Genomic DNA, 24212 nt, shown 5'->3' on the forward strand with positions numbered 1-24212 from the left:
CTTGAACATGAAATGGTTAACGCAAAAACCGGTCCGCGGGCCTGATGGCCAGCCGGAGCCGGTTTTTTGCGGTTGCGGTCAACGCTGCTTGAAGGATATGTTCCCTGACCCGGCCGATAGATGGACCGGGATTTCGCCGTTCCCGAACACGATCGTATCGATGTCGGCATCTCCTTTTCTCTCTCCGCCGCCCCAGTCGATGCGGAAGCTGCCGGAACCCGTGGAATAGCTGACGGCGGCGGAATCCGGTGCTTTTTTCGTCTGGATCGTGACGTTGCCGCTGCCGGAGCGGGCCTCGAGCGGATGCATGAGAGCGTCGAGCTGGACGCGGATGTTGCCGCTGCTGGTCTTCGCCTTGATCGCCCCTTCTACGTCCGTCAGGCCGATATTGCCGCTGCCGACGGTCGTCTCAAGCTCATTCATACGGCTTTGTTCGATCGACAGGTTGCCGGAGCTTGTTCTAATCTTGGCCTCGACCGCTTCGGCCTCGCTTACTTCCACGTTGCCGGAGCCGTTGTCAAGCTCCAGAACGGTGGCCTTCAGCCCTTCAAGGCTGATGTCGCCGCTTCCGGAATCCACGATGATGGAGTCGTATTGACGCTCCGGCAACGATATCTCCAGATTCACGTTGACGATGTTGAGGCCCATCGTGAAGCCGGTGCTGGCATCGCTCTTCAGGATGGCCGTATCGCCTTCCTTGAGAAGTTCGACACGGATTTTTTTCAGAGCTTTTCCGTTCGCCTTGCCGGTGGCGGCCGCTTCGATGACATCCGCCTTTCCTTTGACCAGGGTGATGTCCATGCTGCCGGATTCCACCTTGAGGCGGGCAATGCCGGCAGCGGGGATTTCCTTGCGGATATCGACCTCCTTCAAGCCGAAGCTGAGGTCGGAGCCGGCAAAGGTGAAGCCCCCTCCGACCAAGCCGGCCAGAAGCAGGATGAGCGCGAACACGACGAGCTTGCGCATCAGGATTTCCTCCCTTTCATGATTCGGGTATTCAATTGAAGATACTTCAGCGTCAGGCTCATGAAGCTGCGGGTCAGCTTGTAGGTGCCGGCGCCGGAGAGCAGTCCGAGCGAGAGCAGGACCATGGCGGCGGAGATCGCTTGCGGCCCGGTCAGCGCGTCGCCGAACCAGCCTTCATAGAGGACGGGGACGACGGAGACCACGAGAGAGGCCGATACCGCCCAGAACGCGAACAGAACTCCAAGCAGGCCGAAATAGGGGCCGAGGACGAAGACCAGATTGAAGAAGCCGATGCCGACGGCGGCAAATACGGCTCTGGAAACGGAGGGCAGGCTGCCGCCCTTGCTTTCCGCTTCGGCTACCCGGTATCCGAGCAGCAGCTCCTTGGCGACCAGCCTCGGATCTCCGAGCTCGGAGGCGGCTTCCTCCTCGAGGCGTCCGTGCTCGGCCGCCATCCGGAAATGCTCCTCGTAGTCGTACATCCACTCCTTGCGGGTGCGCTCCGGAACCGGAGACAGCAGATTCCACAATTGCTGAAGATATTGCTCTCTGTTCATCGCTCGACACCTTCCTTGATCAATTCATCCACCGCGATCGAGAATGACCGCCATTCGCTGATGAGAGACATGAGATGGGAATGTCCCTGCGGGGTCAGCTTGTAGTACTTGCGGGGAGGGCCCTCCGTCGACTCCTGGAGATAGGTCGTGAAGTAGCCTTCCTGCGTCAGGCGGTTGAGCAGCGGATAGACGCTTCCGACCGCGACCTCGAACTTCGCGGACATCGCGACGGCGAGCTCGTAGCCGTAGCGGTCCTCCCATGCCGTAAGCGCAAGCACGCATAGATCCAGCACGCCTTTCTTGAACTGTACATTCATATGCGCTGCTCCTAACTATAATAAGGTATTCGTTAATGTAGAATAGTTGGCTGTGAAGAATACCGTCCCGTTGGCTATACTATACCACTCACTATTCTGCTTTGCAATATAGCTTTGGAAATATTGGCAAATGCCTAGAGGGAGGGGGGCGAGCTCGTGAACGCAAATTGCGAGGCTGCCGCTGCTCTTGGATGCCTTTAGGATAGATGCCTTTGCACATCGGAAGCTGTCTCGACGACTCGCGGCAGCCGGTTCAGACAAGGCGGGCCGGCCGAAGGGCACTTCCTTTGGCAGATCGAAAAGCTCGGCCCCGTCTTCGCTGCGGACGTGGATGAAGCGGATCGGAGTGCCGTCGATCCCGGCCGTGAATGGGGAGAGGCGGTTCAACCGGGCTTCCTGCGCTTTCTGAGGAATATGAAGCTAGAACGGAGCAATGGCTTTGCCAGCTTGCGAAGCGGATGCTGGATTCATGGACATGGCCTCCCGATAGGTTGGTTCGGCTGCTGAATCCATCCCAACCCCATCGCCCTGACAGCCTTATGTCAGGGTGATGGGGAGGAGAAAATGATCGTTGGAGAAGATGGCTCCATCCTAAAAATGGATTTCTTTATATTCAAAACCTTGAAAAAGCAAACCTCACACCTTGAGGATGCCTCATTGTTGAAAACGATTTCTTAGCGGATAATTCGACTATAAACTTTGCAAGGGGGACACAACAGGTGGAAAACCAAGTAAAGAAAAACCACGCAATCAAAAAAACGGTCAGCGTCCTGACCATCGGCGCGCTTGCAGTCGGCCTCGCAGCCTGCGGCAGCAGCAACGACAATAACGGGGGCAATTCCGGAGGCGCGAATACGGCGGCCAACACGGGGTCGAGCACGAATACCGGAGGCGCATCGACGGATTCCGGCAAGAAAGTCACGATCACATTCCAGAACATTTATCCGGACGCGACTTCCCCGGCCAACAAGCTGCTGAAGGAGCTCGTCGCCCAATACGAATCCGAGCATCCGAACATCAAGATCGAGCTGGATTCGCTCAATACCGACCAGCAGAAGCTGAAGCTGAAAACGCAGGCCGGCAACAAAGAGATTCCGGACATCACGATCGTGAACCCGGCCGCTCAGATGAAGCCCTACGTGGACGCCAAGCTCCTCGCTCCGCTCAACGACATGCTGGATCAGAACGGCCTGAAGGACACCTTCCAAAAAGGCCTGCTCGATTACTACAGCTTCGACGGCAACACGTACGCGCTTCCTGACGGCAACAACATCGAAGTCGTCTACTACAACAAAGACCTGTTCACTCAAGCCGGCATCAGCGACGTTCCGAAAACGTTCGACGAGCTGATCGCCGACGTGAAGGCGCTCAAGGCCAAAGGCATCACGCCGATCGCCATCGGCGAGAAGGACACCTGGACCGGCTCGTTCCTGTTCATGAACATCCTGCTCCGCACGAACGGCGGTCCTGGCTTCCTGCAGGACGTCATGGACGGCAAGAAGGACTTCAACGATCCGGCGTTCACGGAAGCGGTCGACGCCTTCCAGGAGCTGGTTCAAGCCGGCGCGTTCCCTGAAGGCGCGACGTCCATCGACGCCAATGCGGGCGGCAACATCTTCAAAACCGGCAAAGCGGCCATGTTCATCATCGGCTCGTGGGAAACGGGCAACATCGACGCTTCCTCGGTAGCAGGTAAAGTCGGAGCCTTCACGTTCCCGACCGTAAAAGGCAAAGGCGACCTGAACCAGTTCATGCTGGCTCCTGGATCCGGCTTCGCGATCTCGGCGAACAGCAAGCATCTGCAAGAAACGAAGGATTTCCTGAACTTCTTCATGACGGAGTTCCCGAAAAAGAAATTCGAGCTTAAAGACGCTGTCGGCGTAGGCCAAGTGGTCGAAGGCGACTTCAAGGCGGCAGGCTACTCGGATCTGGCCATCAACATCCTGGATCTGTTCAAGAACGTCAGCGGCGGAGACCTCGCCTTCGACAACACGATGAACCCAGCGGTCGCGCAAGCGCATCTGAGCAGTATCCAGAACCTGTTCGTGCAGAAGGTTGATTCCAAGCAAGTGGCGAAAGAACACCAGGACGCATTCGTTGCCAACAAGTAAGCGATAGCAAGGCGCATGCCGGCGCCAGAAGCCGGATTGAGATTGGCGGCAAGGGCGGACTCCGGCATGGAGCCGCCCTTGCCCCGCTCCATGCGATAGAGAACGGAGGAGTTGAAGAACCATGAATGTGCTCAAGGTCCCCAAGCTTACGATTGCCGTGTTCGTTCTGCCTTGCTTGCTGCTGTATGTCAGCATGGTGTTCGTGCCGATCCTGTTTTCCGTCTACAACAGCACGTTCCAGTGGGACGGCCTTTCCTCGGTGAAGGAATTCGTCGGACTGGAAAACTACCGAAACATCCTGCTTAACGATCCTTACTTCTGGCCTGCCGTCCGGCGCACGCTCATGTACGCCGTCTTCTCCATGGTGGAGATTCCGGTCTGCCTGCTCTTCGCAATTCTGATCAACCGCTACGTCCGCAAGGGCAATACGCTCGTATCCATCTACTTCATGCCGGTCATCCTCTCGGTCGTCATCATCGGCCAGCTGTGGAAGACGATCTACAATCCGCTCGACATGGGCGGCATGATCAACGGCGTGCTGCATTTCCTCGGCATGGACTCGTCCATGAAGGCATGGCTGAGCTCGCCCAAGTTCGCGATGTACTGCCTTTATATCGTTTCGCTCTGGCAATACTTCGGCTACCATCTGCTCATCCAGTTCACCGGGGTGCAGAATATTCCGGCCGATATTTACGAGGCTGCCCGGATCGACGGCGCCGAAGGCTTCAAGGCCGACCGCTACATCACGCTTCCGCTGATCGTGCCGGTGTTCAAGATTTCCATCGTGCTGGCCTTCATCGGATCGCTTCAGGCCTTCGATCTCATCATGGTCATGACGGGCGGAGGTCCGGCCCATGCGACGGACGTCATCTCGACGCTCATGTACAACAACACGTTCATGTCCAACAAATACGGCTACGGCAGCGCGCTGGCCATCGTTCTGGTCATCATCTGCCTGGTGTTCACGGTGTTCATCAACACGATTTTCAAACGCGTAGAGAATAAGGTAAGCTAAGGGAGGAAAAACATCCATGTCCGCAATCAAGAAATGGATCGTCTATCTTCTCCTGGCGATCCTTGTCGTAACCCAGCTGTACCCGCTGCTCTGGCTCGTCCTGTACTCGTTCAAGACCAATGAAGAGATTCTGGGCGGGAGCTTTTTCGCCCTTCCTCAGAATCCCCGCTTCGCGAACTATACGGAAGCGTTCGAGGCAGGCAATTATCTTCGCTATCTCGCGAACAGCGTCATCGTCACGGTCGTCACGATGGTATGCGTCATCGTGCTGGCCAGCATGGTCGCTTACGCCATTTCCCGGTTCCGCTGGAAGCTGGCGCCTGTCGCGCTCATCATCTTCATGCTGGGCCTGATGATTCCGATGCAGGCGACCCTGCTGCCGCTGATGACGATCTTCAAGGGCATTCCGTTCTTGAAAAACACGCTCGGCATGCTTATTCTGCCTTATATCGCCTTCCAGACGCCGGTCGCGGTATTCATCCTGAGCGGCTTCATGAAAGGCATTCCGCATGAGATCGAGGAATCGGCATTCATGGACGGAGCGAGCGTCTACCGGATCTTCCGCAGCATCATCCTGCCGATCTCCGTTCCTCCGATCATGACGGTGTGTATCCTTACCTTCATCAATATCTGGAACGAATACATCCTGGCGGCGACATTCATCTCCAAGGAAAGCCTCAAGACGCTTCCTTTCGGCGTCAACAGCTTCGTCAGCCAATATGCCGTCAACTACGGCAATATCGGAGCGTTCCTCGTCATGGGCGCGATTCCGGTCATCCTGATCTACTTCATCCTCTCCGAGAGAATCACGAAGGGCATGGTGGCAGGCGCGGTCAAAGGGTAAGGGCATGCTGCTCGGCTTCGGCCGAAATGCCGCTGCGCATCGACAGCAAGAGCATCTGCGCATCAACGGGGAAGCCCGGCAGAGCACAGCTGGACGAAATAGATAAAAGCCGCCTAGAAAGCGGCGCGACAACCCCGTCCGTGAAACCGCTCACGGACGGGGATTTGTCATTAAAAACAGGAAGGGGTCATGCAGCTTGAAGCGGCGAGGAAGCAATTCATTTCAAACCTGGCTGTTCATCGTGCTGCTCAGCTGCATGACAGGCATGGTGATCATCGTCAGCCTGCTGTTCTACAACCGGACGACAGAACAGCTGAGGGCGAAGATCCACGATCTCTCCAGCAAAAACGTAGCCCAGACGATCGGCCTGTTCGATCTCGTCGACAAAGGCTTCGACAGCCTGTCCAAGTCGATCAGCAACAACTTTGACCTCGTCCGCCTGCTGACCAGCCATCCGACCGAGCCTCAAGAGCAGTTCGCGAATGAGAGGGCGATCACGAACATCATCGGAACGAACTTTTTTTCCCGCGACGACCTGATCGGCATCCATGTCATGACGAATCAAAAGCGCATCTACAACTATGGGAACTATATCAACGAGGTCAAGCCGGGTTACGACAAGACCGGCTGGTACAAAAGCATCGTCGACGAAGGCGGGAAAATCGTCTGGCTGGGCCTGTTTCCAACGTCCGTCATCGATGAGAACGAAACCCGTCCCGTTCTGGCCTTCGGACGGCAGCTGTATGATCTCGACGTGCACAAGCCGATCGGAGTCGTACTCTACGAGACAAGCCCGGCGCCGATTCTGAAGGCGCTTGAGAATCTCAAGCTCAGCTCCAACAGCAAAGTCTATCTGCTCGACGAGCGGGGCAGTCTCGTCAGCGCTACGGACGGCTCGGAGGATCTGCCGGCATTCGCCGATGTCCGCCGGCCGGAATCCGTCGGAGAGACCCAGGTATACAGCCGGGACGGCCGGCTCGTCGTCACGTCGAGCCTTCCGTTCGCCGACTGGACGGCCGTCACGGTAACGCCGGAGAAGGATCTGAACGTCGAGCTGGTTGAGATGCGACGGTATTTGTTTATCGTCGGGCTGATCCTCATTCTGGTATCCATCATCGTGGCGACCATTCTGTCCAACACGATCTCCTCGCCGCTCAAGCGGGTCATCCGCGAGATGAAAAAGGTCGAGCTGGGCAACTTCCAAGGACAGGTCCAAGTCCGGAGCTACCGGGAAATCAATTCGCTGGCCGGCTCCTTCAATGAAATGGTGCGGCAGATCGATCAGCTCGTCGAGCGGGTGAAGATCAGCTCGATGAGCGAGAAGAACGCGGAGCTGCTGGCGCTCCAGTCCCAGGTCAATCCCCATTTCCTGTACAATACGCTGGACATGATCTATTGGATGCTCGACGAGAAGGAAGAGGATCATCTCGGCGAGGTCGTGCTGTCCCTCTCCCGCATGTTCCGCTACAGCAGCCATTGGGAGCAGGGCGCGCTGGTGACGCTGGGCGAGGAGCTGGAGCAGATCCGCGATTATCTGACCATCATTACGATCCGGCTCGAGGGGAGAGTCTCGGTGAACATGGAGGTTCCGCCCGAATATCTTTCGGTTCCGCTGCCGAAAATGACGCTGCAGCCGATCATCGAGAATGCCGTCAAGCACGGGCTTGAGCCGCTTGGCGGCGAAGGATGCCTCGTCATCACCGCCGGCAGCCAGGGGGCGCGACTGACGATTACGGTGAAGGATAACGGAGTCGGGATGGATGCGGCCGCGCTGGCCATGCTCAGAGCCTCTCTCGACAGCGAGATCAACGCGCCGGGAGGCGTCCTGGAGCCGGGAATCAAGCGCAAGGGCGGCATAGGCCTGCCGAACGTGCACCGCCGCCTGATCCACACATTCGGACCGGAATATGGACTGCGCCTGAGCAGCGAGAGAGACGGGGGAACGACGGCGTCCATCACGCTCCCGCTTCCGCCGCGCCAGACGCCGGTTATTCCGCTGCCGAAGAAGGAGGAGTGATTCATGCATATTCTGGTCGCCGACGATGAAAGCATCATCCGGACAGGGGTGAGAAGGACGCTGGAGCAGGCCCGCCCTGGATATACGATCCACTTGGCCGATTCCGCCGATCAAGCGGCGAAGCTGCTTACGGAGCATCCCATCGATATCGTGCTGACGGACATCCTCATGCCCGGCATGAACGGTCTGGAGTTCATGCAGCTGTCGAGAGCGAAGCATCCCGGAATCAAATGGGTCGTCATCTCGGCTCATTCGGAATTCTCCTATGCCCAGAAAGCGGTGCAGCTGGGGGCGAAGGACTATCTGTTGAAGCCGATCGGGAAAAAGCGGCTCGTCGAGCTTCTGGAAGAGCTGGAGGCGGAGCTGGGCCGGGAGCAATCGGAGGTCAAGCAAAACGAGCTGCTGCGGACGAATCTGAAATACTTGCGTGAAGGGATGTTCCAACGGCTGGCTGCCGGCCATGATATCGGAAACCTGGACATCGGGCCGCTCATGGACCGGTATCCGGAATTCCATCTCGTCGTCGTCCGCTTGGAGGCGGGCAGCCGCGATGCGGGGCTGGAGCATTTCATCGTGGACAATGTGTTCTCCGAGCTGATCGGCCGGTACGGCGAAGGCTTCGTCGTCAGCTACGACCGGCTGACGCTGATCGGTCTCGCTTCCGTAGAGACCGAGGACGCGTTCGCCCAGCTGATCGCTTCGCTGCGGGGATATTTGGGCCATTATCTGAAGCTTCCTTTCCGCATAGCAAGCAGCGGCCTCATGAAGGAGATCCGCTCCGTCCCGGACACGATCATGAAGCTTGCCCGCCAGGCATCGCATGCCGCGGCCGGACAGGAGGAGGCGGTCCGGATCAAGGGAGGCAGCGACAACAAGGCGATTGAAGTCGCGCTCCAGTATATTGAGGCGCATTATAAGGAAGAAACTCTTTCGCTCGAGCGGATCGCTTCCGTCGTGTATCTCAATCCGGTCTACTTCAGCCAGTTGTTCAAGCAGAAGACCGGGCAGGGCTTCAAGGATTACATCATCGGACTGAGGCTGGAGGAAGCCAAGCTGCTGCTGCGGGAGTCGGATCTGAAGCTCGCGGATATCGCGGAGCGGATCGGGTATCAGGACATGAGGCATTTCACGCAGGTGTTCCGCAAGAGATTCATGCAGACGCCGACGGAATACCGGACCCGCAAGAAGCTGGAACAGCGTTGACTGTTCATAGCTGACATGGACGTGGCACCTAATTAGGCTTCCCGCCTCTTCAAGAGGTTCGGGGTGCCTATTTATGTCAAAGGCGAATCGGGATCTGGAAGGAAGTGTTGGAAACGGCAATCCTTCCGGGGAACCATGTATATAGAAGGGAAGACAGGTGAGAATAGGACGGTGGCGGGATTGGAAACGGCCGAGGGGCTCTATCGGGACTGCTGCCGGCTGGTTGGGATGAGGTCGTTTGCCTGCTGTGCATGCCTGAGAAAAAGAGGGGAAGTTTTAAATAAAGATGAGAAATGATAAATAAACATGCAAATTGATTTGCTTAGAGATTGTAAAGAATAGGGCAAGTTTTCCGATAAATCATTTAATCCTTTGTGGCTCCTATGAATAATACTTTATCAAATAATTGCGTTAATTGAATGAAGCGTCAGTGTGATGAAATTAACATTGAATAATTATAAGTGTAAAAAATTGAGAATTCTGTTTGAGGCGCGAATAAATTTATCGGCCGAAAGAAAATAATGCAAGTTGTTATTCTTACTATGTAATAGTATAATTCATTTATGCTATTCAACCATTAATGTGAGGGGCGTGTAAGGTTAGTGTACAAAAAGACAGGATTGACACTGGCAGCACTGATGATCGCAGGCAGCGTGCTTGCAGCATGCGGCGACGGCAACAATAACAGCAACTCCGGCAACACCGGCGGAGAAGCGGCCGGCAACACGGCAACGAACAGCGCCGAAAACACCGGCGGAGAAGCAGCCGGCAACCTGGCCGCAGATCAAGTCTTCCGCATGAACCTCACTTCCGAGCCTCCTACTTTGGACCCGGCTCTGATGCAGGACAACGTGTCCGGCACGGTTGCAGACGGCCTGTTCGAAGGTCTGATGACGACCAACAAAGATGGCGAAGTCGTAGAGGGCATGGCTGAGAAAGTAGACGTATCCGATGACGGCAAGACGTATACGTTCCACATTCGCCAAGGCACCAAATGGTCCACCGGCAACCCGGTCACGGCCCATGACTTTGAATTCTCCTGGAAGCGCACTCTGGATCCGAAGGCCGCTACTCCGGCTCCTTACGCTTACCAGCTCTACTACCTGGCCGGCGCTGAAGAGTACAACACGGGCAAAGGCAGCGTAGATGCTGTCGGCGTCAAGGCAGTCGACGACAACACTCTCGAAGTCAAGCTGGTCAACCCGACGACCTACTTCCTCAGCCTGCAGACGTTCTACACGTACTTCCCTGTAGACAAAGTCGCTGTCGAAAAGGATGCGAACTGGGCCAACGAAGCGGCGACGTTCTCCAGCAACGGACCGTTCAAGCTGTCCGCATGGAAGCACAACGACTCCGTTGAGCTCGTTCCGAACGACGGCTACTACGGCAAAGCCGACGTGAAGCTGCAAAAAGTCCAGTTCTCCATGATCGCTGACTCCAACACCGAGTTCAACAGCTTCAAAACGGGCAAGCTGGACTGGGCTGGAGCACCGACCGGCACGATTCCGCTGCCGCAGCTGGCCAAGCTCCGCAAAGACAATGACCCAAGCCTTCAAATCAAAGATACGGCGAACACGTACTTCTACATCTTCAACCAGTCGAAGAAGCCGTTCAACAACGCCAAGGTCCGCAAAGCCCTCTCGATGGCGATCGACCGCCAGCTGCTGATCGACCGCGTCGTATCCGGCGGCCAAAAACCGGCCTTCGGCTTCGTACCGCCGAGCATCACCGGCGAAGCGAAGAGCTTCCGCGAGGAAACGCAGGACGCTTACTTCAAGGAAGACGTCGCTCAAGCGAAAACGCTGCTTGCCGAAGGCCTGAAAGAAGAAGGCATGGCTTCCTTCCCTGCGACGACGCTGCTCTTCAACACCTCCGATGCGCATAAGCAAATCGCTGAAGCTGTAGTCGACATGTGGAAAACGAACCTCGGCATCGAAGTGAAGCCGGAAGTCCAAGAGTGGAAAGTCTTCCTGAAAAACCGTACCGCTCTGAACTACGACATCGCCCGCGCAGGCTGGGGCGCCGACTACAACGATGCCATGACGTTCCTCGACCTGTACGTAACGGGCGGCGGCAACAACGACATCGGCCACAAAAACCCAGAGTACGACAAGCTCATCAAAGACGCTTACGCCTCCCCGAACCAAGCTGAGCGCGTGAAGCTGATGGCGCAAGCCGAAAAAATCCTCATTGAGGATGAAATGGCTGTACTGCCGATCTACTACTACACGAGCTCCGAGCTGGTAAATCCTAAACTCAAAGGCGTTACCGTGAACTACGCAGGCAACATCAACTACAACAACGGTTACTTTGAGAAATAAGCCATACCGCTGAACAGCTGACAGAGAGAAGAAGGGATCGCGGCTGGAGCCGCCGTCCGGTGCTGGACACCGGACCGTCTCCGGCCGTCCCTTCTTTCTTTGCGGTTGGGCTGGGTAACGAAAAGAGGTGCTGGAATGTTTCGATTCATCGTTCGGAGGCTCATCAATATCGTCATCTCGCTCGTCGTGCTTGCGTCAGCGACGTTTTTCCTGATGAAAGCCGTTCCGGGCAACCCTTTCCTTAACGAAAAAAACTCGCAGGCCACCATTGATGCGATGATGAAATATTATGGTCTGGACAAGCCTTTGTGGCAGCAATACCTGACCTATATGAAAAATCTGTTCCAGGGTGAATTGGGCGAATCGCTCAAAACTCCGGGCCGGATGGTCACTGACATCATCTCCCAATCCTTCGGCAATTCCCTCAAGCTCGGCCTCGTGGCCGTTGTCGTATCCGTCATCGTCGGCGTGGCGCTCGGCATGATTGCCGCGATGTACAACCGCAAGCTCATCGACAAGCTGGCCGTTTTCATCGCCATTCTGGGCATTTCCATTCCGAACTTTGTCGTCGGTTCCGTCATGCAGTATCTGCTCGGCGTCAAGGTAACCTGGTTCAACGTCGCCGGCCTAGCCGGACCGATGGATTACGTCCTGCCTACGATCGCGCTCTCTGCGCTGCCGATCGCCTTCATCACCCGTTTGACACGCTCCTCCATGCTCGAAGTGCTGACCGCGGACTACATCCGCACAGCCAAGGCAAAGGGACTGTCCCCTGTTCGAATCGTCCTGCGCCACGGCTTGCGCAATGCGATCCTGCCGGTCGTCACCTATCTCGGCCCGATGAGCGCCAACGTCATCACCGGCTCCGTCGTCGTCGAAAAAATCTATTCCATCGCAGGCTTGGGCAAATTCTTCACGGACAGCATCGCGAACCGCGATTACCCGCTGATTATGGGCATCACGCTGTTTTACGCGATCATTCTCATGGTGGCAAGGTTCCTGGCCGATATCGGCTACGCGCTGGTGGATCCGCGCATGAAGAAGAGCAAAGGAGGCTGATTCCAACATGGACAACACAACTGACCAACGCCGGCCTTTGCCGGATCCGAAAAAGTTCATTCCGCTGAAGAAGCGGGAGAACATCCAGCAGCAAATGGCGCCAAGTTATACGACCTGGAAGCTCGCGATGATGAAGCTGACTTCCAACAAGTTCGCCATGGCTGGCGGCGTCGTTCTGATTCTGCTCATTCTGATGGCCATCTTCGGCCCGATGATGACCAAATACGACTTCCGCACGACCAGCCTGCTCAATTCCTTCCTGCCTCCCGGAGGCGACCATTACTTCGGCACCGACGACCTCGGACGCGATATATTCGCACGCAGCTGGAAGGGCGCGCAAATCTCTCTGACCGTGGGCATCATCGCCGCGCTTGCCGACGTCATACTCGGCATCATCATCGGCGGCATCATGGGCTTCTTCGGCGGCAAAGTCGATGAAGTGCTCAACAAGATCACGGAAATCCTCTATTCGATTCCTTACCTGCTCGTCGTTATCCTGCTCGGCGTCGTGCTCGGACAAGGCATGCTCACCATCATCATCGCCCTTAGCGCGACGGGATGGATCAACATGGCCTGGATCGTGCGGGGCCAGATCAAGCAGCTCAAAAATCAGGAATACGTCCTGGCCGCTCAAGCTGTCGGTTCCGGCGGATTCCGCATCCTTTTCAAACATCTGATTCCGAATACGATGGGCCCTATCATCGTCACGATGACGCTTACCGTTCCGAGCGCGATTTTCGCCGAAGCCTTCCTGAGCTTCCTCGGTCTAGGCGTTCAATCCCCGGCAGCTTCATGGGGAACGATGATCAACGATTCGATCGTAAGTTATCAGCTGTATCCTTGGACGCTTCTGTTCCCGGCCGGACTTCTCTGTATCGCCATGCTGGCTTTCAACATTTTCGGCGATGGCCTGCGCGATGCATTCGATCCGAAAACCAAGGTGGAATAGAAAGACCCGACTCTCGAAAGCTCTGTCTCCGCTGCTGCTGAGACGGGCAGCCGGATGACTTCTATACCCAACAAGATGAAGTTGAAAGGCTTGCTGTTCGGCGCAGCAGACGGAATGTCCCTGGAAAAGCGACAGCGCTCGCCTTTGAAGATCGGATTCCAACCCTGAACGGGGTTGGACAATGAAGGAATCCGGCATTCAACAGCGATTGAAAGGGACATCCGGTCTGCGAAGCGCATCGATAGCGACATTCGACTTACTAGCTACCACCGACATGAGGAAGGTGAAACTCTTATGGAACCGATTCTTACAGTCGACGACCTGCGCGTCTCTTTCCGGGTCCGCGGCGGCGAAGTGCAGGCCGTACGCGGCGTCTCCTTCTCCATGGAAAAAGGAGAGGCGCTGGCAATCGTCGGCGAGTCCGGATCCGGCAAGAGCGTCACGGCCCAATCCATTATGCGTCTGATTCCTACGCCTCCGGGCGTATTCAAGGACGGCTCGATCGTTTTCGAAGGCAGCGACCTGCTGAAGAAGACCGAGAAGCAAATGGAATCCGTACGCGGCCGCGATATCGGCATGATATTCCAGGATCCCATGACATCGCTCAATCCGACGATGACCATCGGCGGACAGATTATTGAAGTGCTGGTCCGCCATCAGAATATGTCTCGCGGCGACGCCGAGAAGCGCGCCGTCGAAATGCTGCGGATCGTCGGCATTCCGAATCCGGAAGCCCGCGTCAAGCAGTATCCGCATGAATTCTCCGGCGGCATGCGCCAGCGCGCGATGATCGCCATCGCGCTGAGCTGCGATCCTACGCTGCTCATCGCCGATGAGCCGACGACAGCTCTTGACGTCACGATTCAGGCTCAGATCCTTCAGGTCATGAAGGACATGCAGGAGAAGCTCGGCACATCGATCATCCTTATCACTCATGATCTTGGCATCGTGGCCGATATGTGTGATAAAGTTATTGTCATGTATGCCGGACAGGTCGTGGAGCGAGGCGACAAGTTCGAGATCTTTAGAAACCCTCAGCATCCGTACACCCAAGGACTTCTGAAATCCTTGCCGCGCATGGATCAGAGAAAAGACGAGCCGCTGATTCCAATCGAAGGCACGCCTCCGGATATGGCCAACCCGCCTCACGGCTGCCCGTTCGCGGCCCGCTGCCCGCACGCGATGGAAGTATGCGTCGAAGTCGATCCGTATATGTTCACGCACAGCCCGACCCATGAATCCAAGTGCTGGCTTCACGCCAAGCCGGAGTAAGGAGGACGAACAGTATGAGCAACAGCAATCATGCGATGCTGGATGTAAACGACCTCAGCAAGTTCTTCGATGTCGGCAAGAACAAGACGCTGAAGGCCGTGAACGGACTGAATTTGTCCATCCGCAAGGGCGAAACGCTCGGCATGGTCGGCGAATCCGGCTGCGGCAAGTCGACGGCCGGACGCACGATCATGCGTCTGTACGAGCCGACCTCCGGATCGGTCAACTTCAACGGCGAGAACATCTACTCGATGAAGGGCGCCAAGCTCAAGGCTCTGCGCCGCGAGATGCAGATGGTGTTCCAGGATCCTTACGCCTCCCTCAATCCACGCTGGACGGTCGAGAACATCATCGCCGAGCCGCTGGATGTGCACGGCCTGACGCCGAGCAAGAAGGAGCGCAAGCTGGCCGTCGAGAGGCTTCTCGACAAGGTCGGCCTGAACCCGTCCCATCTGACACGTTACCCGCATGAATTCTCCGGCGGCCAACGCCAGCGGATCGGCATCGCCCGCTCGCTCGCGGTCGATCCGAAGTTCATCGTGGCGGACGAGCCGATCTCGGCGCTCGATGTGTCCATCCAGGCTCAGGTCGTCAACCTTCTGCAGAACCTGCAGAAGACGGAAGGCCTGACCTACCTGTTCATCGCGCATGACCTGGCGATGGTCAAGCATATCAGCGACCGGATCGCAGTCATGTATCTCGGCAAGCTGGTGGAGATCGCGGAAAGCGACGATCTGTACGCAGACCCGCGCCATCCGTATACCCAAGCGCTGCTGTCGTCCATTCCGGTACCGGATCCAGACTTCGAGGCGACCAAGGAACGCATCGTGCTTCGCGGCGATCTGCCAAGCCCGATCAGCCCTCCGAGCGGCTGCCCGTTCCGTACACGCTGCCCGGCAGCTACGGAGCGCTGCGCGGCCGAAGTTCCGGAGCTGCGCCAAGTCGGTTCGAGCCCTGGCCATCTGGCTGCTTGCCATTATGCTTAACGCTTTTCAGATCGAGAGCCTCTGGTGTCCTTTGCGGATGCCGGAGGTTTTTTTATGTCTTGATTCGAAAAGCGAGTAGGGAATGAAGGGGACTCCATGGACTCCATGGCTTGCGGAAGGGGGCTGCCATATATTCGGAATGGTTGAACTCGGCTCTGCCACGCGTCATCAACGGGAGCAAGCCCCGGCTTGAGCGTTGATGGAATTCCTTGATCTCCATTTCAAACAGGTGGATTTGTTCGTAGGTCATGAATGCACTCTCCTTAATCGGAATAAAAGGCGGTCGTTCTTCCGTTCTGTACTTCCTTATCTTAGGAGCCTGCAGTGACAACAGTCTGTCAGCAATGGAAAACAACCGGAACAAATGTTCCGATGAGGATAGGCTTTAATCCATAAGGGCTTGTGAGATCAAGCGGGGATATGGCCGGTGCGTGAAACGCTGCGCTTGAAAAGGAGTCTGGCCATGCAAAAGAGACCATGGGCATGCAATAAAGCGCATAGCAAAGAGTCCATAGGCAAGAGCGAAGAGCCCATAAGCTTGATTTCATAGGCATGAAAAGATTCCATAGGCATGAAAAAAAAGCCCTTCGGCAGACAACCGCTCGAAGGGCTTCAGTTTAGTAGCCGTTATTCGCTTTTCATCTTGCGGCGGAGTTCGGCGAGCTGCTCGTCGATGACGGAGGCGCGGCCGGAATCCGGGGCCGGCGCCGACGGCTCATAGGAAGGAGCTGCTGAAGCTGCTGTGCCGGAGCCGGGCTTGTAGTCTCTGGAGAGCCCGAGCTGAGCTTCCCACTGAAGAATCTTCTCTTCGATGCGGTCGAAGCCGCGTGAAGCGATTCCCGGCTCGAAGCCATGGGAGAAGCTAGGCGCCTTGCGCTCTGCGGCAGCCTCTGCTTTTTGCAGGCGCTCGCTCAGATCGGAGCGCTTCTGGACAAGGCGGGCCAGCTCTTCCTGGGCGCCTTCGAGGCGGATATCCAGCTCGGCAGAAGCATGCTTCGCTTGATCGTACAGGCGGCCGTATTCAGCAGCCTGCTCCGAATAACGGAGCTTGGTCTCAAGGGCAAGGCGGGCTTCCGACTCGCGCCCTTCGGCCAAAGCCTCCTCGGCTTTGAGCTGGTTGTGCTGCGACAGCTGCTGACATTCATCGAGGCGCTGCTTGTAGGCGCGGGAAGCGGACTGCTGGCGGCTCAGCTCGCTTTTCATGCCGTCGATTTCCTCTTCCATGTTGCGGATGTACTGATTCATCATCAATACGGGATTTTCAAGCTTGCTGATGACTTCGTTGGCGGTAGCTTTGGTCAGGTTCATGATCCGGTCGAATACGCTCATGGGATGCACTCCTTTATAGTGGGTATGGCAGGCTTTATCGGTGCGGAATGGATGACGGTCCCGTCTTAACGATAGGTGTAGGAATCAGGCGGAGGCGGTGCCGCGAAGCCGGACTCCTTGGGAAGGACAACGGCGGCGGCGGCATAGATCAGGAGGGCCGTACCGCAGCTGAATACGGCTGCGGCGATGAAGCCGATCCGGAGCAATCCGGGATCAATGCCGTATGTGCGGCCGATTCCTCCGCATACCCCCGCAAGCTTGCGATCTGTGCGCGAACGATACAAGGTTCTCATACTCATGCATTCTCCTCTTGATGCGGCGCCCTGCGGCGCTGCTTGATGTCCTTATTGTACCTCCTTGCCGGGAACGGCGACACGGACTCCCGAATGTAATTGCACCTGGACCCGAGACCGGGCTTGCCTCCGCCCCCGGCATGTGAGCGCCGCCGAGGGGACATGCGATGAATGAAATGGCCGGCGGCTTCACAAGATAACATCGCTTCACATTTCGATATCCGGGAGGTCCGCTCATGGGCAAGAACAAAGCATCCAAAGCAGAGGTCCAATCCACGAAGCTGAATACATTTTCTGAAAATGACACCGAATTTTCCAATGAGCTGACTTCGGACGCCAAAGCGGCATTCAGCGGCAAGGCGACCAAAGCAAACCGCAAAAAAAGCTAAGCAAAAGTCCCCCGCTGGATGCGGGGGACTTTACATAGAACGATGCGCCGGTACGGCGAAGAGGCGGATTTGCTCCTGCAACAGCCTGTGAAGCCTACTTGCTTTTAAACGCTTTGGCAGCGGCTGCCCTGGAAGCCTGCACTCCCGCTGCGGCGGGTTTCCCCGCAGCCCGCACAGGAGGCTTGGAAGCGGCTGCAGGGGCTTGCTTCTCCGCAGCGCCGGTAGGCTGGCCGGGGGAAACCGGAGGAGCCTGGAAGGCCGCCAGCAAAAACCGGGATACATCGATTTTGCGGCCGCGGTAAGTGGCGGGAGAGCTGACGAGCAGCTCTTCCTTGGCCCGCGTGATCGCCACGTAAGCAAGCCGGCGCTCTTCCTCCAGCGCGGCTTCCTTGCGGGCTGCCGGATCGGAGTCGGCGCCGCCGACCAGCTTGTCCGCCTCCAGCGCAAGGCTGTGGGGCAGGATGCCCTCCGAAGCCCCGATGATGGCGACGGCGGGGAATTCAAGGCCCTTGGACTTGTGGATCGTCATGAGCTTGACGGCGTCCTTGGCCGCATCCGGCGGCAAGGACTTCATCTGCGCATGGCGCTCCGCCATTTTCGATACAAAGGTGAGGAAGGCCGGGACGTCGCTGAAACGCGCAGCGGAGGACTCCAGCTCGTCCAGAGATTCCCGCAGCGTCTCCTTGTGGGCCGTCGCCCCCGCTGCGATATGGCCTCCGGTAGCGGCTCCTGCCTGCTCCGCATCGAGGTAGGCGTCGTAGAACTCCTTGCGCATGCGCCGCACGGCATCGGCCGGCTTGAGCGCCTTGAGCCCTTTGACGAACGCAATGCGGGATTGGATCTGTTCCTTCTGGAAGTCCTTCAGCCCCTCCATCGTGAGCAGATGGATCAGCGGGCCTTTCTTCGGACGGGGATCGTCCTTGGCCCGGATGTGGGCCATGCCCTTATGCCGGTTGACATACATGGAGGGCAGGACGCCTTCCATCGCGGTGAAATCGCGCCGCTTGACCGACAGCCTCATATAATCCACGAGCGGCTTGACGGCGGATTGGTCGTAGAACAGGTCGCCGGTATCCTGGATCTGGAACGGAATCTCCGAGAGGACGAGCTGCTCGAACATGGCGCGGCTGTTGCTCGCGGTACGGTATAGGATGGCGAAGTCGCCGTAAGCCCTCGCGCCTTCCTCAACACGCTCCCGGATATGGGAGGTGACGGCAAGCGCCTCCTGGTCGGTCGTGAAGGGGCGGATGTACAGCGGCACGTCCCGGCTTGTGGCCACCGCCTTCAGCGTCTTCGGAAAGCGGGCCTTGTTGTGCTTGATCACTTCATTGCCGAGACCGACGATGCTGGCCGTTGAGCGGTAATTCGTATCCAGCGTAATCATCCTCGCTCGGGGAAATGCATCCTTGAAGCCAAGGATATATTCGCTTCGGGCTCCGTTGAAACCGTAGATCGTCTGGTCGTCGTCGCCGACCGCCATCAGGTTGCCGTGGCCGCCGGCCAGCAGGCGGATGAGCTCGTACTGCAGCAGGCTCGTATCCTGGAACTCGTCGATCATAATGTAGCGGAAACGCCGCTGAAGCGTCGCGAGCAGTCCGGGCTGCTCCTGCAAAAGGCGATGGGACCAGAGCAGAATGTCGTCGAAATCCATCCGCTGCTCGCGTTCCTTCCATTCCTCGAAGCGAAGCAGCAGCCGCTTGAGCTCCCGGTCGGCCTGCGTCTTGTCCGGCAGCTCCTCCAGCGGAACGAGGCTCAGCTTGGCCTCGGACAGGGCTGCGAGCGCAGTCTCCGGCTCGATCCGGTCGCCGAGGCCGAGCTCGCGGATCATGCCCTTGAGCACGATCATCGGATAGGGTCCGCTGCCGAGTATCTCCTGGCGGTAGCCGCGGCTGCGGAGGAGCTGCAGGAAGAAGGAATGGAACGTGCGCGCCGTCACTTGGGCGGCCGCGCCGGGCGGCATGCCGGGCAGAGCGGCGATGCGCTCCTTCATCTCGGCAGCGGCCTTGACCGAGAAGGTGACGAGCAGGATCGAGCGCGGGTCGGCGCCGCGCACGCAGACCAGATAGCCGGTTCTGCCGGCGAGCACGCTCGTCTTGCCGGAGCCGGCGCCCGCCAGCGTCAGCAGCGGGCCGTCGCCGTGGCGGACGGCCTCGATCTGCGGGCCGTTCAGGCTCAGGCCGCGGCTCTCGAGCGCACGGAAGAAGCCGCTGTCGGCGTCGCTGTCCGGCACGAGCCGGGAGCTTCCTCCCGCGGAGGCGAGGACAGCGTAGGGAAGCGAGCGTCCGGTTGCCCCGAGCGGCTTTTTGTAGGGAATGGGTAGATTCGCGTTCATAGATGTTGTCGTCTCCAATGTATACCTTCCCTCAGGGGGAGAATGCTTGTTCGTCGTCCTATCAGGATAACGGATTTTCGGAGCCGGAACAAACGGGAATATGCGGAATGGTTGCAATCCGCCTCCGGCCGTTGTATCATTGATCCATCAACCATTGATCCATCAAACGAATGGAAGGGGGTTCTTGCCATTCCGAACTGCCGAACCGAAGACTTGCTGTATCTGCTCCTCCATCTGAACAAGCATATTGCCACCCGGTTCGAGCGCTGCGCCGGAATCAGCCCGAACCGGCTTGAGCTGCTCTGCCAGCTGTCAGGCGGCGAAATCAGTCAAGCGGAGCTGCAGAAGAAGGTCTCCATCGATCCGGCTGCCGTCACCAGGCATGTCCAGCAGCTGGAGGCGGAGGGCTTGCTTACCCGCAGCCGTTGCGAGAGCGACAATCGCCTGACGTTGGTACGGCTGACCGATGAGGGACGGATCCGCCTTCGCTCCCATAAGGAAGAGAAGGACCGCTTCATGGGAGAGCTGCAGTCCGGCCTCCGCGAGGAGGAGCGGCTGGAGCTCGTCCGGATGCTGCAGCAGCTCGGCGACAAGGTGCAGCTGGTGGAGAAGGCGCTGAGCCGTTCCGGAGATGCCGGCGCATCCTGAGTTTTTTGAATGACGCAAGGCTTGGAGAGAGACCCGGGCTTCCGGGAAGAAGACGGATGGATAGAGACAAAAATACAGAAGATAAAACGAGGGAGAGATAAACCATGACTGTATCTACAAAATCGAACGACTACAAAAAAATCATTTCCGAACGCCGCTCTGTGCGGATATACGACCCGGCCGTCAAAATTAGCCGCGAGGAAATGACCGAGATTCTGGCGGAAGCGACCCTCGCTCCGTCTTCCGTCAACCTGCAGCCGTGGAGATTCCTCGTCGTTGAAAGCGAGGAGGCGAAGGCGGCTCTGGCCGAAATCGCGCCGAACAATGCTACCCAGGTCAACACCTCGTCTGCTGTCATTGCCGTCTTCGGCGATATGAAAGCTTTCGACTACGCGGATGAAATCATGGCCGGGTCAGTTGAGCGAGGCTTCATGCCGCAGGAAGTGAAGGACCAGATGATGGCCAACTACACTCGCCTGTTCGCTTCGATTCCGGCCCAGGCTTTCCGCGAGATGATTTTGGTGGACAGCGGCCTCGTGTCGATGCAGCTCATGCTGGCGGCCCGCGCTCGCGGCTACGACACGAACCCGATCGGCGGCTACGACAAGAGCCGCATCGCCGACGTATTCGGCATGGAGCATGACCGCTACGTTCCGGTCATGCTCATCTCGGTCGGCGTCGCCGCCAAGGAAGCGCGCCTGACGACCCGCTTGGCTGTGGACCGCGTAGCGGAGTGGAAGTAAGCGCAGCAGGACGAGGATGCGGGCTGAGCGAAGGCGCAGCGGAGCGGAAGCATGCGTAAAGGACGAAGCGGAAGCATGCGTTGCGGACGAAGCTGCGGCGGAGTGGAAGCATGCGTAGCGGACGAAGCTGCGGCGGAGTGGAAGCATGCGCAGCGGACGAAGCAGCGGCGGAGTGGAAGCATGCGCAGCGGACGAAGCAGCGGCGGAGTGGAAGCATGTGTAAAGGACGAAGCTGCAGCGGAGTGGAAGCATGCGTAGCGGACGAAGCTGCGGCGGAGTGGAAGCATGCGCAGCGGACGAAGCAGCGGCGGAGCGGAAGCATGCGTAGCGGACGAAGCTGCAGCGGAGTGGAAGCATGCGTAGCGGACGAAGCAGCGGCGGAGTGGAAGCATGAGTAGAAAGACGAGGGTGCAGGCTCAGTGAAGCCCCAGCATGACGGAGCTGTACCACTGGGAAAGCATGATGGAACAGAAGAGCGCATAGGGAGACGGCTATCGCAGGCAGCTTAGTTGAAGTCGCCATGAGGGCTGGAGCGAGGCGCAGATTGAAGCGGCAGGCAAGCATAGAGCATAAGCTGTGGCTGTCGGCATCGACAGCGCGGCCAGGCTACGAAAGCGAGGAAACAACATGATTATCATCCATGCAGGCATCAAGGTGAAAAGCGATGCGGAGAGCGAATTCCTAAGCGCCGCCAAGGCGCTGGTGGAAGCTTCCCGAGCTGAAGCCGGCAACGTCTCGTACAGCTTGCTCAAGGACACGGACCAGGAGCATTCGTACACGATGGTCGAGCTGTGGCAAGATGCGGAGGCTGTCGCCGCCCATAATGCCAGCGGGCATTTTCAGTCGTTCGTGAAGGCTGCACAGGCCTATATGGCGGCCCCGCTGGACGTGCGCGCTTTTGCGGGAGAAGCTGTTCAGAAATAAGGATGCCAGGGGAGGGCGCTCCCGTTATGCAGGACCAGCCATTCGGCTGGTTCTTTTTTGTTGTTTAACCGGAGGAGCTGGCAGGTGGATTTGACCATAGTCGTTCTTTCCCATTCGGAGCGCCGCCCGTGTGATACCATTGCACCTATAACATAAACGCGGGAGGAGCAGGAGACCATGGAAGCATCTATCGTAATCCGTCCCATGACACGGGGCGACATCGGACTCATATATGAAGGGCTGTCCGGCCACGACGTCGGCAAGCCTCAAGACTACATCGAACGCTGCTGGGAAGAAAACCAAAAGGGAGAAAGATTCACTTTGCTGGCTCTTCATGAACATGATTTCGCAGGCTGGGGGCATGTGGTGTACATATCCCACTATCCTTACTTTGCGGAGAACGAGATTCCTGAAATTCAGAATTTCGACGTCATCCCGCCGTTCAGGAGGCGGGGAATCGGGGGCCGGCTGATCGAAGCGCTGGAAGCGCAGGCTTATGAAGGGTCCGGCACGGTCGGCATCGGATTCGGATTGTATGCGGATTATGGCAGCGCCCAGAGGCTATACGTCAAACGGGGTTATGTCCCCGACGGAAAAGGCGTCATGTACGGCAACCGTCCCGTCGAGCCTGGCGGTCAAGTGCGTGTGGATGACGATCTGGTGCTCTATTTGACGAAGGCCAAAGGAAAGATGGAGGGCGACGCAGGGAAGGGCTGAGGACTGAAGAGCCGAAGGACGGCAAGCAGAAGGAGGGACGGTGGGGCAGAGGAATGATGGCAGAAGGGGGGGATGAAGAACGTCAGGACAGAAGGACAGAAGGGCAGAAGGACCAGAAGGACAGAAGGGCAGAAGGACAGAAGGACAGAAGGACCAGAAGGGCAGAAGGGCAGAAGGACAGAAGGACAGAAGGACAGAAGGGCAGAAGGACAGAAGGGCAGAAGGACAGAAGGACAGAAGGACAGAAGGACCAGAAGGACCAGAAGGACCAGAAGGACCAGAAGGGCAGAAGGACAGAAGGACGGACGGACAGAAGGACCATTTTTGAATGGGGAATAAGGGGGCAAATGGACGAAGGGGCGATGGATTAGGGATGAAGGAAAGGAGCGGCTAGAATCGCATGAAGCGCAAACGGGATTGAATGCGGAGCGCCAGCCGGGTATGCTAACAGAATAGGAGTGGAGAGAGGTTGTGAAGAAGCAGACATGGCGGTATTGATCAATGAGCAAATCAAAGCATTCGAGGTGATGCTGACGGGACTGAACGGGGAGAAGTTCGGCATCGTCAGCCGGGAGGAAGCGCTCTCGATGGCGAAGGCAGCAGGTGCGGATCTCGTCTGCACCTCGCTCATGAGCAGTCCGCCCCCATGCAGCCTGACACCGAAGGGGAAAGGCAAGGACAAGACTCGCCAGGACTCCAAGGCGGCAGGGAAGGGTGCGGCTAGCCCCGGCGGCAAGAGCGGCAAAAGCGGGGACAAGGTCAAAGAGCTTCGCTTTACCGCGCACATCGAGGAGCATGACTACGACACGAAGCTGCGGCAGGCGGACAAGCTGTTGCGGAGCGGCAGCGCCGTGCAGCTTGTCGTCAAGGCTACCGGAGCCAAGGAAGGCGCCGCCGCCAAGGCCGTGCTGGAGCGGCTGCTGGCTGATCTGAAGGAAGCCGGCCGCAAGGAAAGCGGCATCCAGACGAGCGGCAAAGGCTCCCAGGCGAAGGTGAACCCGCTCTAGATGTAAGAAGCTGTGCAGCTGTGCGTTCTGCGGCAGTTGCATGGCTGAATGTGGGAGTGCGGCGGCTTGCATGCATGGCACCTCATGAGAGGGGCGGCGGATTCGACTTGCGGCAAGAAGCCGGATCGGACATACGATCCGCTATTTTGCGGAATGAAGCCATTATGGAAGCGGATCGGACATACGATCCGCTATTTCTTCATTCTTATTGGG

At 57.6% G+C, this 24212-nt stretch carries 24 protein-coding genes; 17 read left to right on the plus strand and 7 right to left on the minus strand.

Features of this window, described 5'->3' with window-relative positions; genetic code table 11:
* Positions 1–78: 78 nt before the first annotated feature.
* The 3 genes from CIC07_RS02400 to CIC07_RS02410 are packed head-to-tail and all read right to left on the minus strand — an operon-like array spanning position 79 to position 1840.
* A complete protein-coding gene (locus CIC07_RS02400; RefSeq protein WP_076358944.1) occupies positions 79–966 on the minus strand; it encodes a DUF4097 family beta strand repeat-containing protein in 888 nt (295 codons plus the stop codon).
* On the minus strand, positions 966–1523 hold the full coding sequence (locus CIC07_RS02405) for an HAAS signaling domain-containing protein (protein ID WP_076358943.1): 558 nt from the start codon (positions 1521–1523) through the stop codon (positions 966–968). The genes CIC07_RS02400 and CIC07_RS02405 overlap by 1 nt, the downstream gene beginning before the upstream one ends.
* Positions 1520–1840 carry a PadR family transcriptional regulator gene (locus tag CIC07_RS02410; protein WP_076358942.1) on the minus strand — a complete coding sequence of 107 codons (321 nt, stop codon included), beginning with the start codon at positions 1838–1840 and terminating at the stop codon, positions 1520–1522. Before CIC07_RS02410 ends, CIC07_RS02405 begins: the two co-directional genes overlap by 4 nt.
* A gap of 719 nt (positions 1841–2559) precedes the next feature.
* On the opposite strand from CIC07_RS02410, the gene CIC07_RS02415 reads away from it, so the two are divergent.
* From CIC07_RS02415 to CIC07_RS02460, 10 genes are all read left to right on the plus strand, one after another.
* Complete coding sequence (locus CIC07_RS02415) at positions 2560–3951, plus strand: sugar ABC transporter substrate-binding protein (protein WP_234993050.1); 1392 nt, start codon at positions 2560–2562, stop codon at positions 3949–3951.
* A gap of 121 nt (positions 3952–4072) precedes the next feature.
* Positions 4073–4966, plus strand: coding sequence for a carbohydrate ABC transporter permease (locus CIC07_RS02420; protein WP_076358940.1), 894 nt, complete (start codon positions 4073–4075; stop codon positions 4964–4966).
* Between the two features lie 16 nt (positions 4967–4982).
* Positions 4983–5810, plus strand: a complete 828-nt coding sequence (locus CIC07_RS02425) for a carbohydrate ABC transporter permease (RefSeq protein WP_021879053.1) — start codon at positions 4983–4985, stop codon at positions 5808–5810.
* Positions 5811–6006: 196 nt separating this feature from the next.
* A complete protein-coding gene (locus CIC07_RS02430) occupies positions 6007–7827 on the plus strand; it encodes a cache domain-containing sensor histidine kinase (protein WP_327205406.1) in 1821 nt (606 codons plus the stop codon).
* Between the two features lie 3 nt (positions 7828–7830).
* Positions 7831–9030 carry a response regulator gene (locus CIC07_RS02435; protein WP_076358939.1) on the plus strand — a complete coding sequence of 400 codons (1200 nt, stop codon included), beginning with the start codon at positions 7831–7833 and terminating at the stop codon, positions 9028–9030.
* Positions 9031–9632: 602 nt separating this feature from the next.
* Entirely contained in the window at positions 9633–11351 is a 1719-nt protein-coding gene (locus tag CIC07_RS02440) for a peptide ABC transporter substrate-binding protein (RefSeq protein ID WP_327205405.1), read from the plus strand.
* 135 nt (positions 11352–11486) lie between these two features.
* On the plus strand, positions 11487–12410 hold the full coding sequence (locus CIC07_RS02445) for an ABC transporter permease (protein ID WP_076358937.1): 924 nt from the start codon (positions 11487–11489) through the stop codon (positions 12408–12410).
* Positions 12411–12417: 7 nt separating this feature from the next.
* Positions 12418–13359 (plus strand): ABC transporter permease, encoded by a 942-nt coding sequence (locus CIC07_RS02450; protein ID WP_076358936.1) that lies wholly within the window; start codon positions 12418–12420, stop codon positions 13357–13359.
* A 294-nt stretch (positions 13360–13653) separates the two neighbouring features.
* Positions 13654–14631, plus strand: a complete 978-nt coding sequence (locus CIC07_RS02455; RefSeq protein WP_076358935.1) for an ABC transporter ATP-binding protein — start codon at positions 13654–13656, stop codon at positions 14629–14631.
* A gap of 14 nt (positions 14632–14645) precedes the next feature.
* A complete protein-coding gene (locus tag CIC07_RS02460) occupies positions 14646–15617 on the plus strand; it encodes an ABC transporter ATP-binding protein (protein ID WP_076358934.1) in 972 nt (323 codons plus the stop codon).
* A 52-nt stretch (positions 15618–15669) separates the two neighbouring features.
* On the opposite strand, the gene CIC07_RS02465 is transcribed toward CIC07_RS02460, so the two are convergent.
* The 3 genes from CIC07_RS02465 to CIC07_RS02475 form a co-directional block, all read right to left on the minus strand.
* Entirely contained in the window at positions 15670–15867 is a 198-nt protein-coding gene (locus CIC07_RS02465; RefSeq protein ID WP_076358933.1) for a hypothetical protein, read from the minus strand.
* Between the two features lie 377 nt (positions 15868–16244).
* Positions 16245–16946 carry a PspA/IM30 family protein gene (locus CIC07_RS02470; protein ID WP_076358932.1) on the minus strand — a complete coding sequence of 234 codons (702 nt, stop codon included), beginning with the start codon at positions 16944–16946 and terminating at the stop codon, positions 16245–16247.
* Positions 16947–17011: 65 nt separating this feature from the next.
* Positions 17012–17245 carry a PspC domain-containing protein gene (locus CIC07_RS02475; protein ID WP_240923502.1) on the minus strand — a complete coding sequence of 78 codons (234 nt, stop codon included), beginning with the start codon at positions 17243–17245 and terminating at the stop codon, positions 17012–17014.
* A gap of 230 nt (positions 17246–17475) precedes the next feature.
* Between CIC07_RS02475 and CIC07_RS02480 the strand changes: the two genes are divergently transcribed.
* Positions 17476–17628 (plus strand): hypothetical protein, encoded by a 153-nt coding sequence (locus CIC07_RS02480; RefSeq protein ID WP_165895288.1) that lies wholly within the window; start codon positions 17476–17478, stop codon positions 17626–17628.
* A gap of 94 nt (positions 17629–17722) precedes the next feature.
* Here the strand turns inward: CIC07_RS02480 and CIC07_RS02485 are convergent, their stop codons facing one another.
* Positions 17723–19960: an ATP-dependent helicase gene (locus tag CIC07_RS02485; protein WP_076358930.1), complete on the minus strand. Its 2238-nt coding sequence runs from the start codon at positions 19958–19960 to the stop codon at positions 17723–17725.
* Positions 19961–20173: 213 nt separating this feature from the next.
* On the opposite strand from CIC07_RS02485, the gene CIC07_RS02490 reads away from it, so the two are divergent.
* The 6 genes from CIC07_RS02490 (at position 20174) to infC (ending at position 23999) form a co-directional block, all read left to right on the plus strand.
* On the plus strand, positions 20174–20608 hold the full coding sequence (locus CIC07_RS02490; RefSeq protein ID WP_442953361.1) for a MarR family winged helix-turn-helix transcriptional regulator: 435 nt from the start codon (positions 20174–20176) through the stop codon (positions 20606–20608).
* 104 nt (positions 20609–20712) lie between these two features.
* Positions 20713–21351 (plus strand): nitroreductase family protein, encoded by a 639-nt coding sequence (locus CIC07_RS02495; RefSeq protein ID WP_076358929.1) that lies wholly within the window; start codon positions 20713–20715, stop codon positions 21349–21351.
* Positions 21352–21461: 110 nt separating this feature from the next.
* Positions 21462–21749, plus strand: a complete 288-nt coding sequence (locus CIC07_RS02500; RefSeq protein WP_094248316.1) for a hypothetical protein — start codon at positions 21462–21464, stop codon at positions 21747–21749.
* 229 nt (positions 21750–21978) lie between these two features.
* Complete coding sequence (locus tag CIC07_RS02505) at positions 21979–22275, plus strand: putative quinol monooxygenase (RefSeq protein ID WP_076358927.1); 297 nt, start codon at positions 21979–21981, stop codon at positions 22273–22275.
* Between the two features lie 177 nt (positions 22276–22452).
* Positions 22453–22992 (plus strand): GNAT family N-acetyltransferase, encoded by a 540-nt coding sequence (locus tag CIC07_RS02510; RefSeq protein ID WP_076358926.1) that lies wholly within the window; start codon positions 22453–22455, stop codon positions 22990–22992.
* 485 nt (positions 22993–23477) lie between these two features.
* Positions 23478–23999, plus strand: a complete 522-nt coding sequence (infC, locus tag CIC07_RS02515; protein WP_076358924.1) for a translation initiation factor IF-3 — start codon at positions 23478–23480, stop codon at positions 23997–23999.
* The last annotated feature ends 213 nt before the right edge of the window (positions 24000–24212 follow it).

The organism is Paenibacillus sp. RUD330 (assembly GCF_002243345.2).
GTDB lineage: Bacteria > Bacillota > Bacilli > Paenibacillales > Paenibacillaceae > Paenibacillus_O.

Bases quoted from the DNA above. Each gene is read 5' to 3' on its own strand.
- CIC07_RS02400 (WP_076358944.1), bottom strand. From the start codon at position 966: ATGCGCAAGCTCGTCGTGTTCGCGCTCATCCTGCTTCTGGCCGGCTTG.
- CIC07_RS02405 (WP_076358943.1), bottom strand. From the start codon at position 1,523: ATGAACAGAGAGCAATATCTTCAGCAATTGTGGAATCTGCTGTCTCCG.
- CIC07_RS02410 (WP_076358942.1), bottom strand. From the start codon at position 1,840: ATGAATGTACAGTTCAAGAAAGGCGTGCTGGATCTATGCGTGCTTGCG.
- CIC07_RS02420 (WP_076358940.1), top strand. From the start codon at position 4,073: ATGAATGTGCTCAAGGTCCCCAAGCTTACGATTGCCGTGTTCGTTCTG.
- CIC07_RS02425 (WP_021879053.1), top strand. From the start codon at position 4,983: ATGTCCGCAATCAAGAAATGGATCGTCTATCTTCTCCTGGCGATCCTT.
- CIC07_RS02435 (WP_076358939.1), top strand. From the start codon at position 7,831: ATGCATATTCTGGTCGCCGACGATGAAAGCATCATCCGGACAGGGGTG.
- CIC07_RS02445 (WP_076358937.1), top strand. From the start codon at position 11,487: ATGTTTCGATTCATCGTTCGGAGGCTCATCAATATCGTCATCTCGCTC.
- CIC07_RS02450 (WP_076358936.1), top strand. From the start codon at position 12,418: ATGGACAACACAACTGACCAACGCCGGCCTTTGCCGGATCCGAAAAAG.
- CIC07_RS02455 (WP_076358935.1), top strand. From the start codon at position 13,654: ATGGAACCGATTCTTACAGTCGACGACCTGCGCGTCTCTTTCCGGGTC.
- CIC07_RS02460 (WP_076358934.1), top strand. From the start codon at position 14,646: ATGAGCAACAGCAATCATGCGATGCTGGATGTAAACGACCTCAGCAAG.
- CIC07_RS02465 (WP_076358933.1), bottom strand. From the start codon at position 15,867: ATGACCTACGAACAAATCCACCTGTTTGAAATGGAGATCAAGGAATTC.
- CIC07_RS02470 (WP_076358932.1), bottom strand. From the start codon at position 16,946: ATGAGCGTATTCGACCGGATCATGAACCTGACCAAAGCTACCGCCAAC.
- CIC07_RS02475 (WP_240923502.1), bottom strand. From the start codon at position 17,245: ATGAGTATGAGAACCTTGTATCGTTCGCGCACAGATCGCAAGCTTGCG.
- CIC07_RS02480 (WP_165895288.1), top strand. From the start codon at position 17,476: ATGGGCAAGAACAAAGCATCCAAAGCAGAGGTCCAATCCACGAAGCTG.
- CIC07_RS02485 (WP_076358930.1), bottom strand. From the start codon at position 19,960: ATGAACGCGAATCTACCCATTCCCTACAAAAAGCCGCTCGGGGCAACC.
- CIC07_RS02495 (WP_076358929.1), top strand. From the start codon at position 20,713: ATGACTGTATCTACAAAATCGAACGACTACAAAAAAATCATTTCCGAA.
- CIC07_RS02500 (WP_094248316.1), top strand. From the start codon at position 21,462: ATGCGTAGCGGACGAAGCTGCGGCGGAGTGGAAGCATGCGCAGCGGAC.
- CIC07_RS02505 (WP_076358927.1), top strand. From the start codon at position 21,979: ATGATTATCATCCATGCAGGCATCAAGGTGAAAAGCGATGCGGAGAGC.
- CIC07_RS02510 (WP_076358926.1), top strand. From the start codon at position 22,453: ATGGAAGCATCTATCGTAATCCGTCCCATGACACGGGGCGACATCGGA.
- infC (WP_076358924.1), top strand. From the start codon at position 23,478: ATGGCGGTATTGATCAATGAGCAAATCAAAGCATTCGAGGTGATGCTG.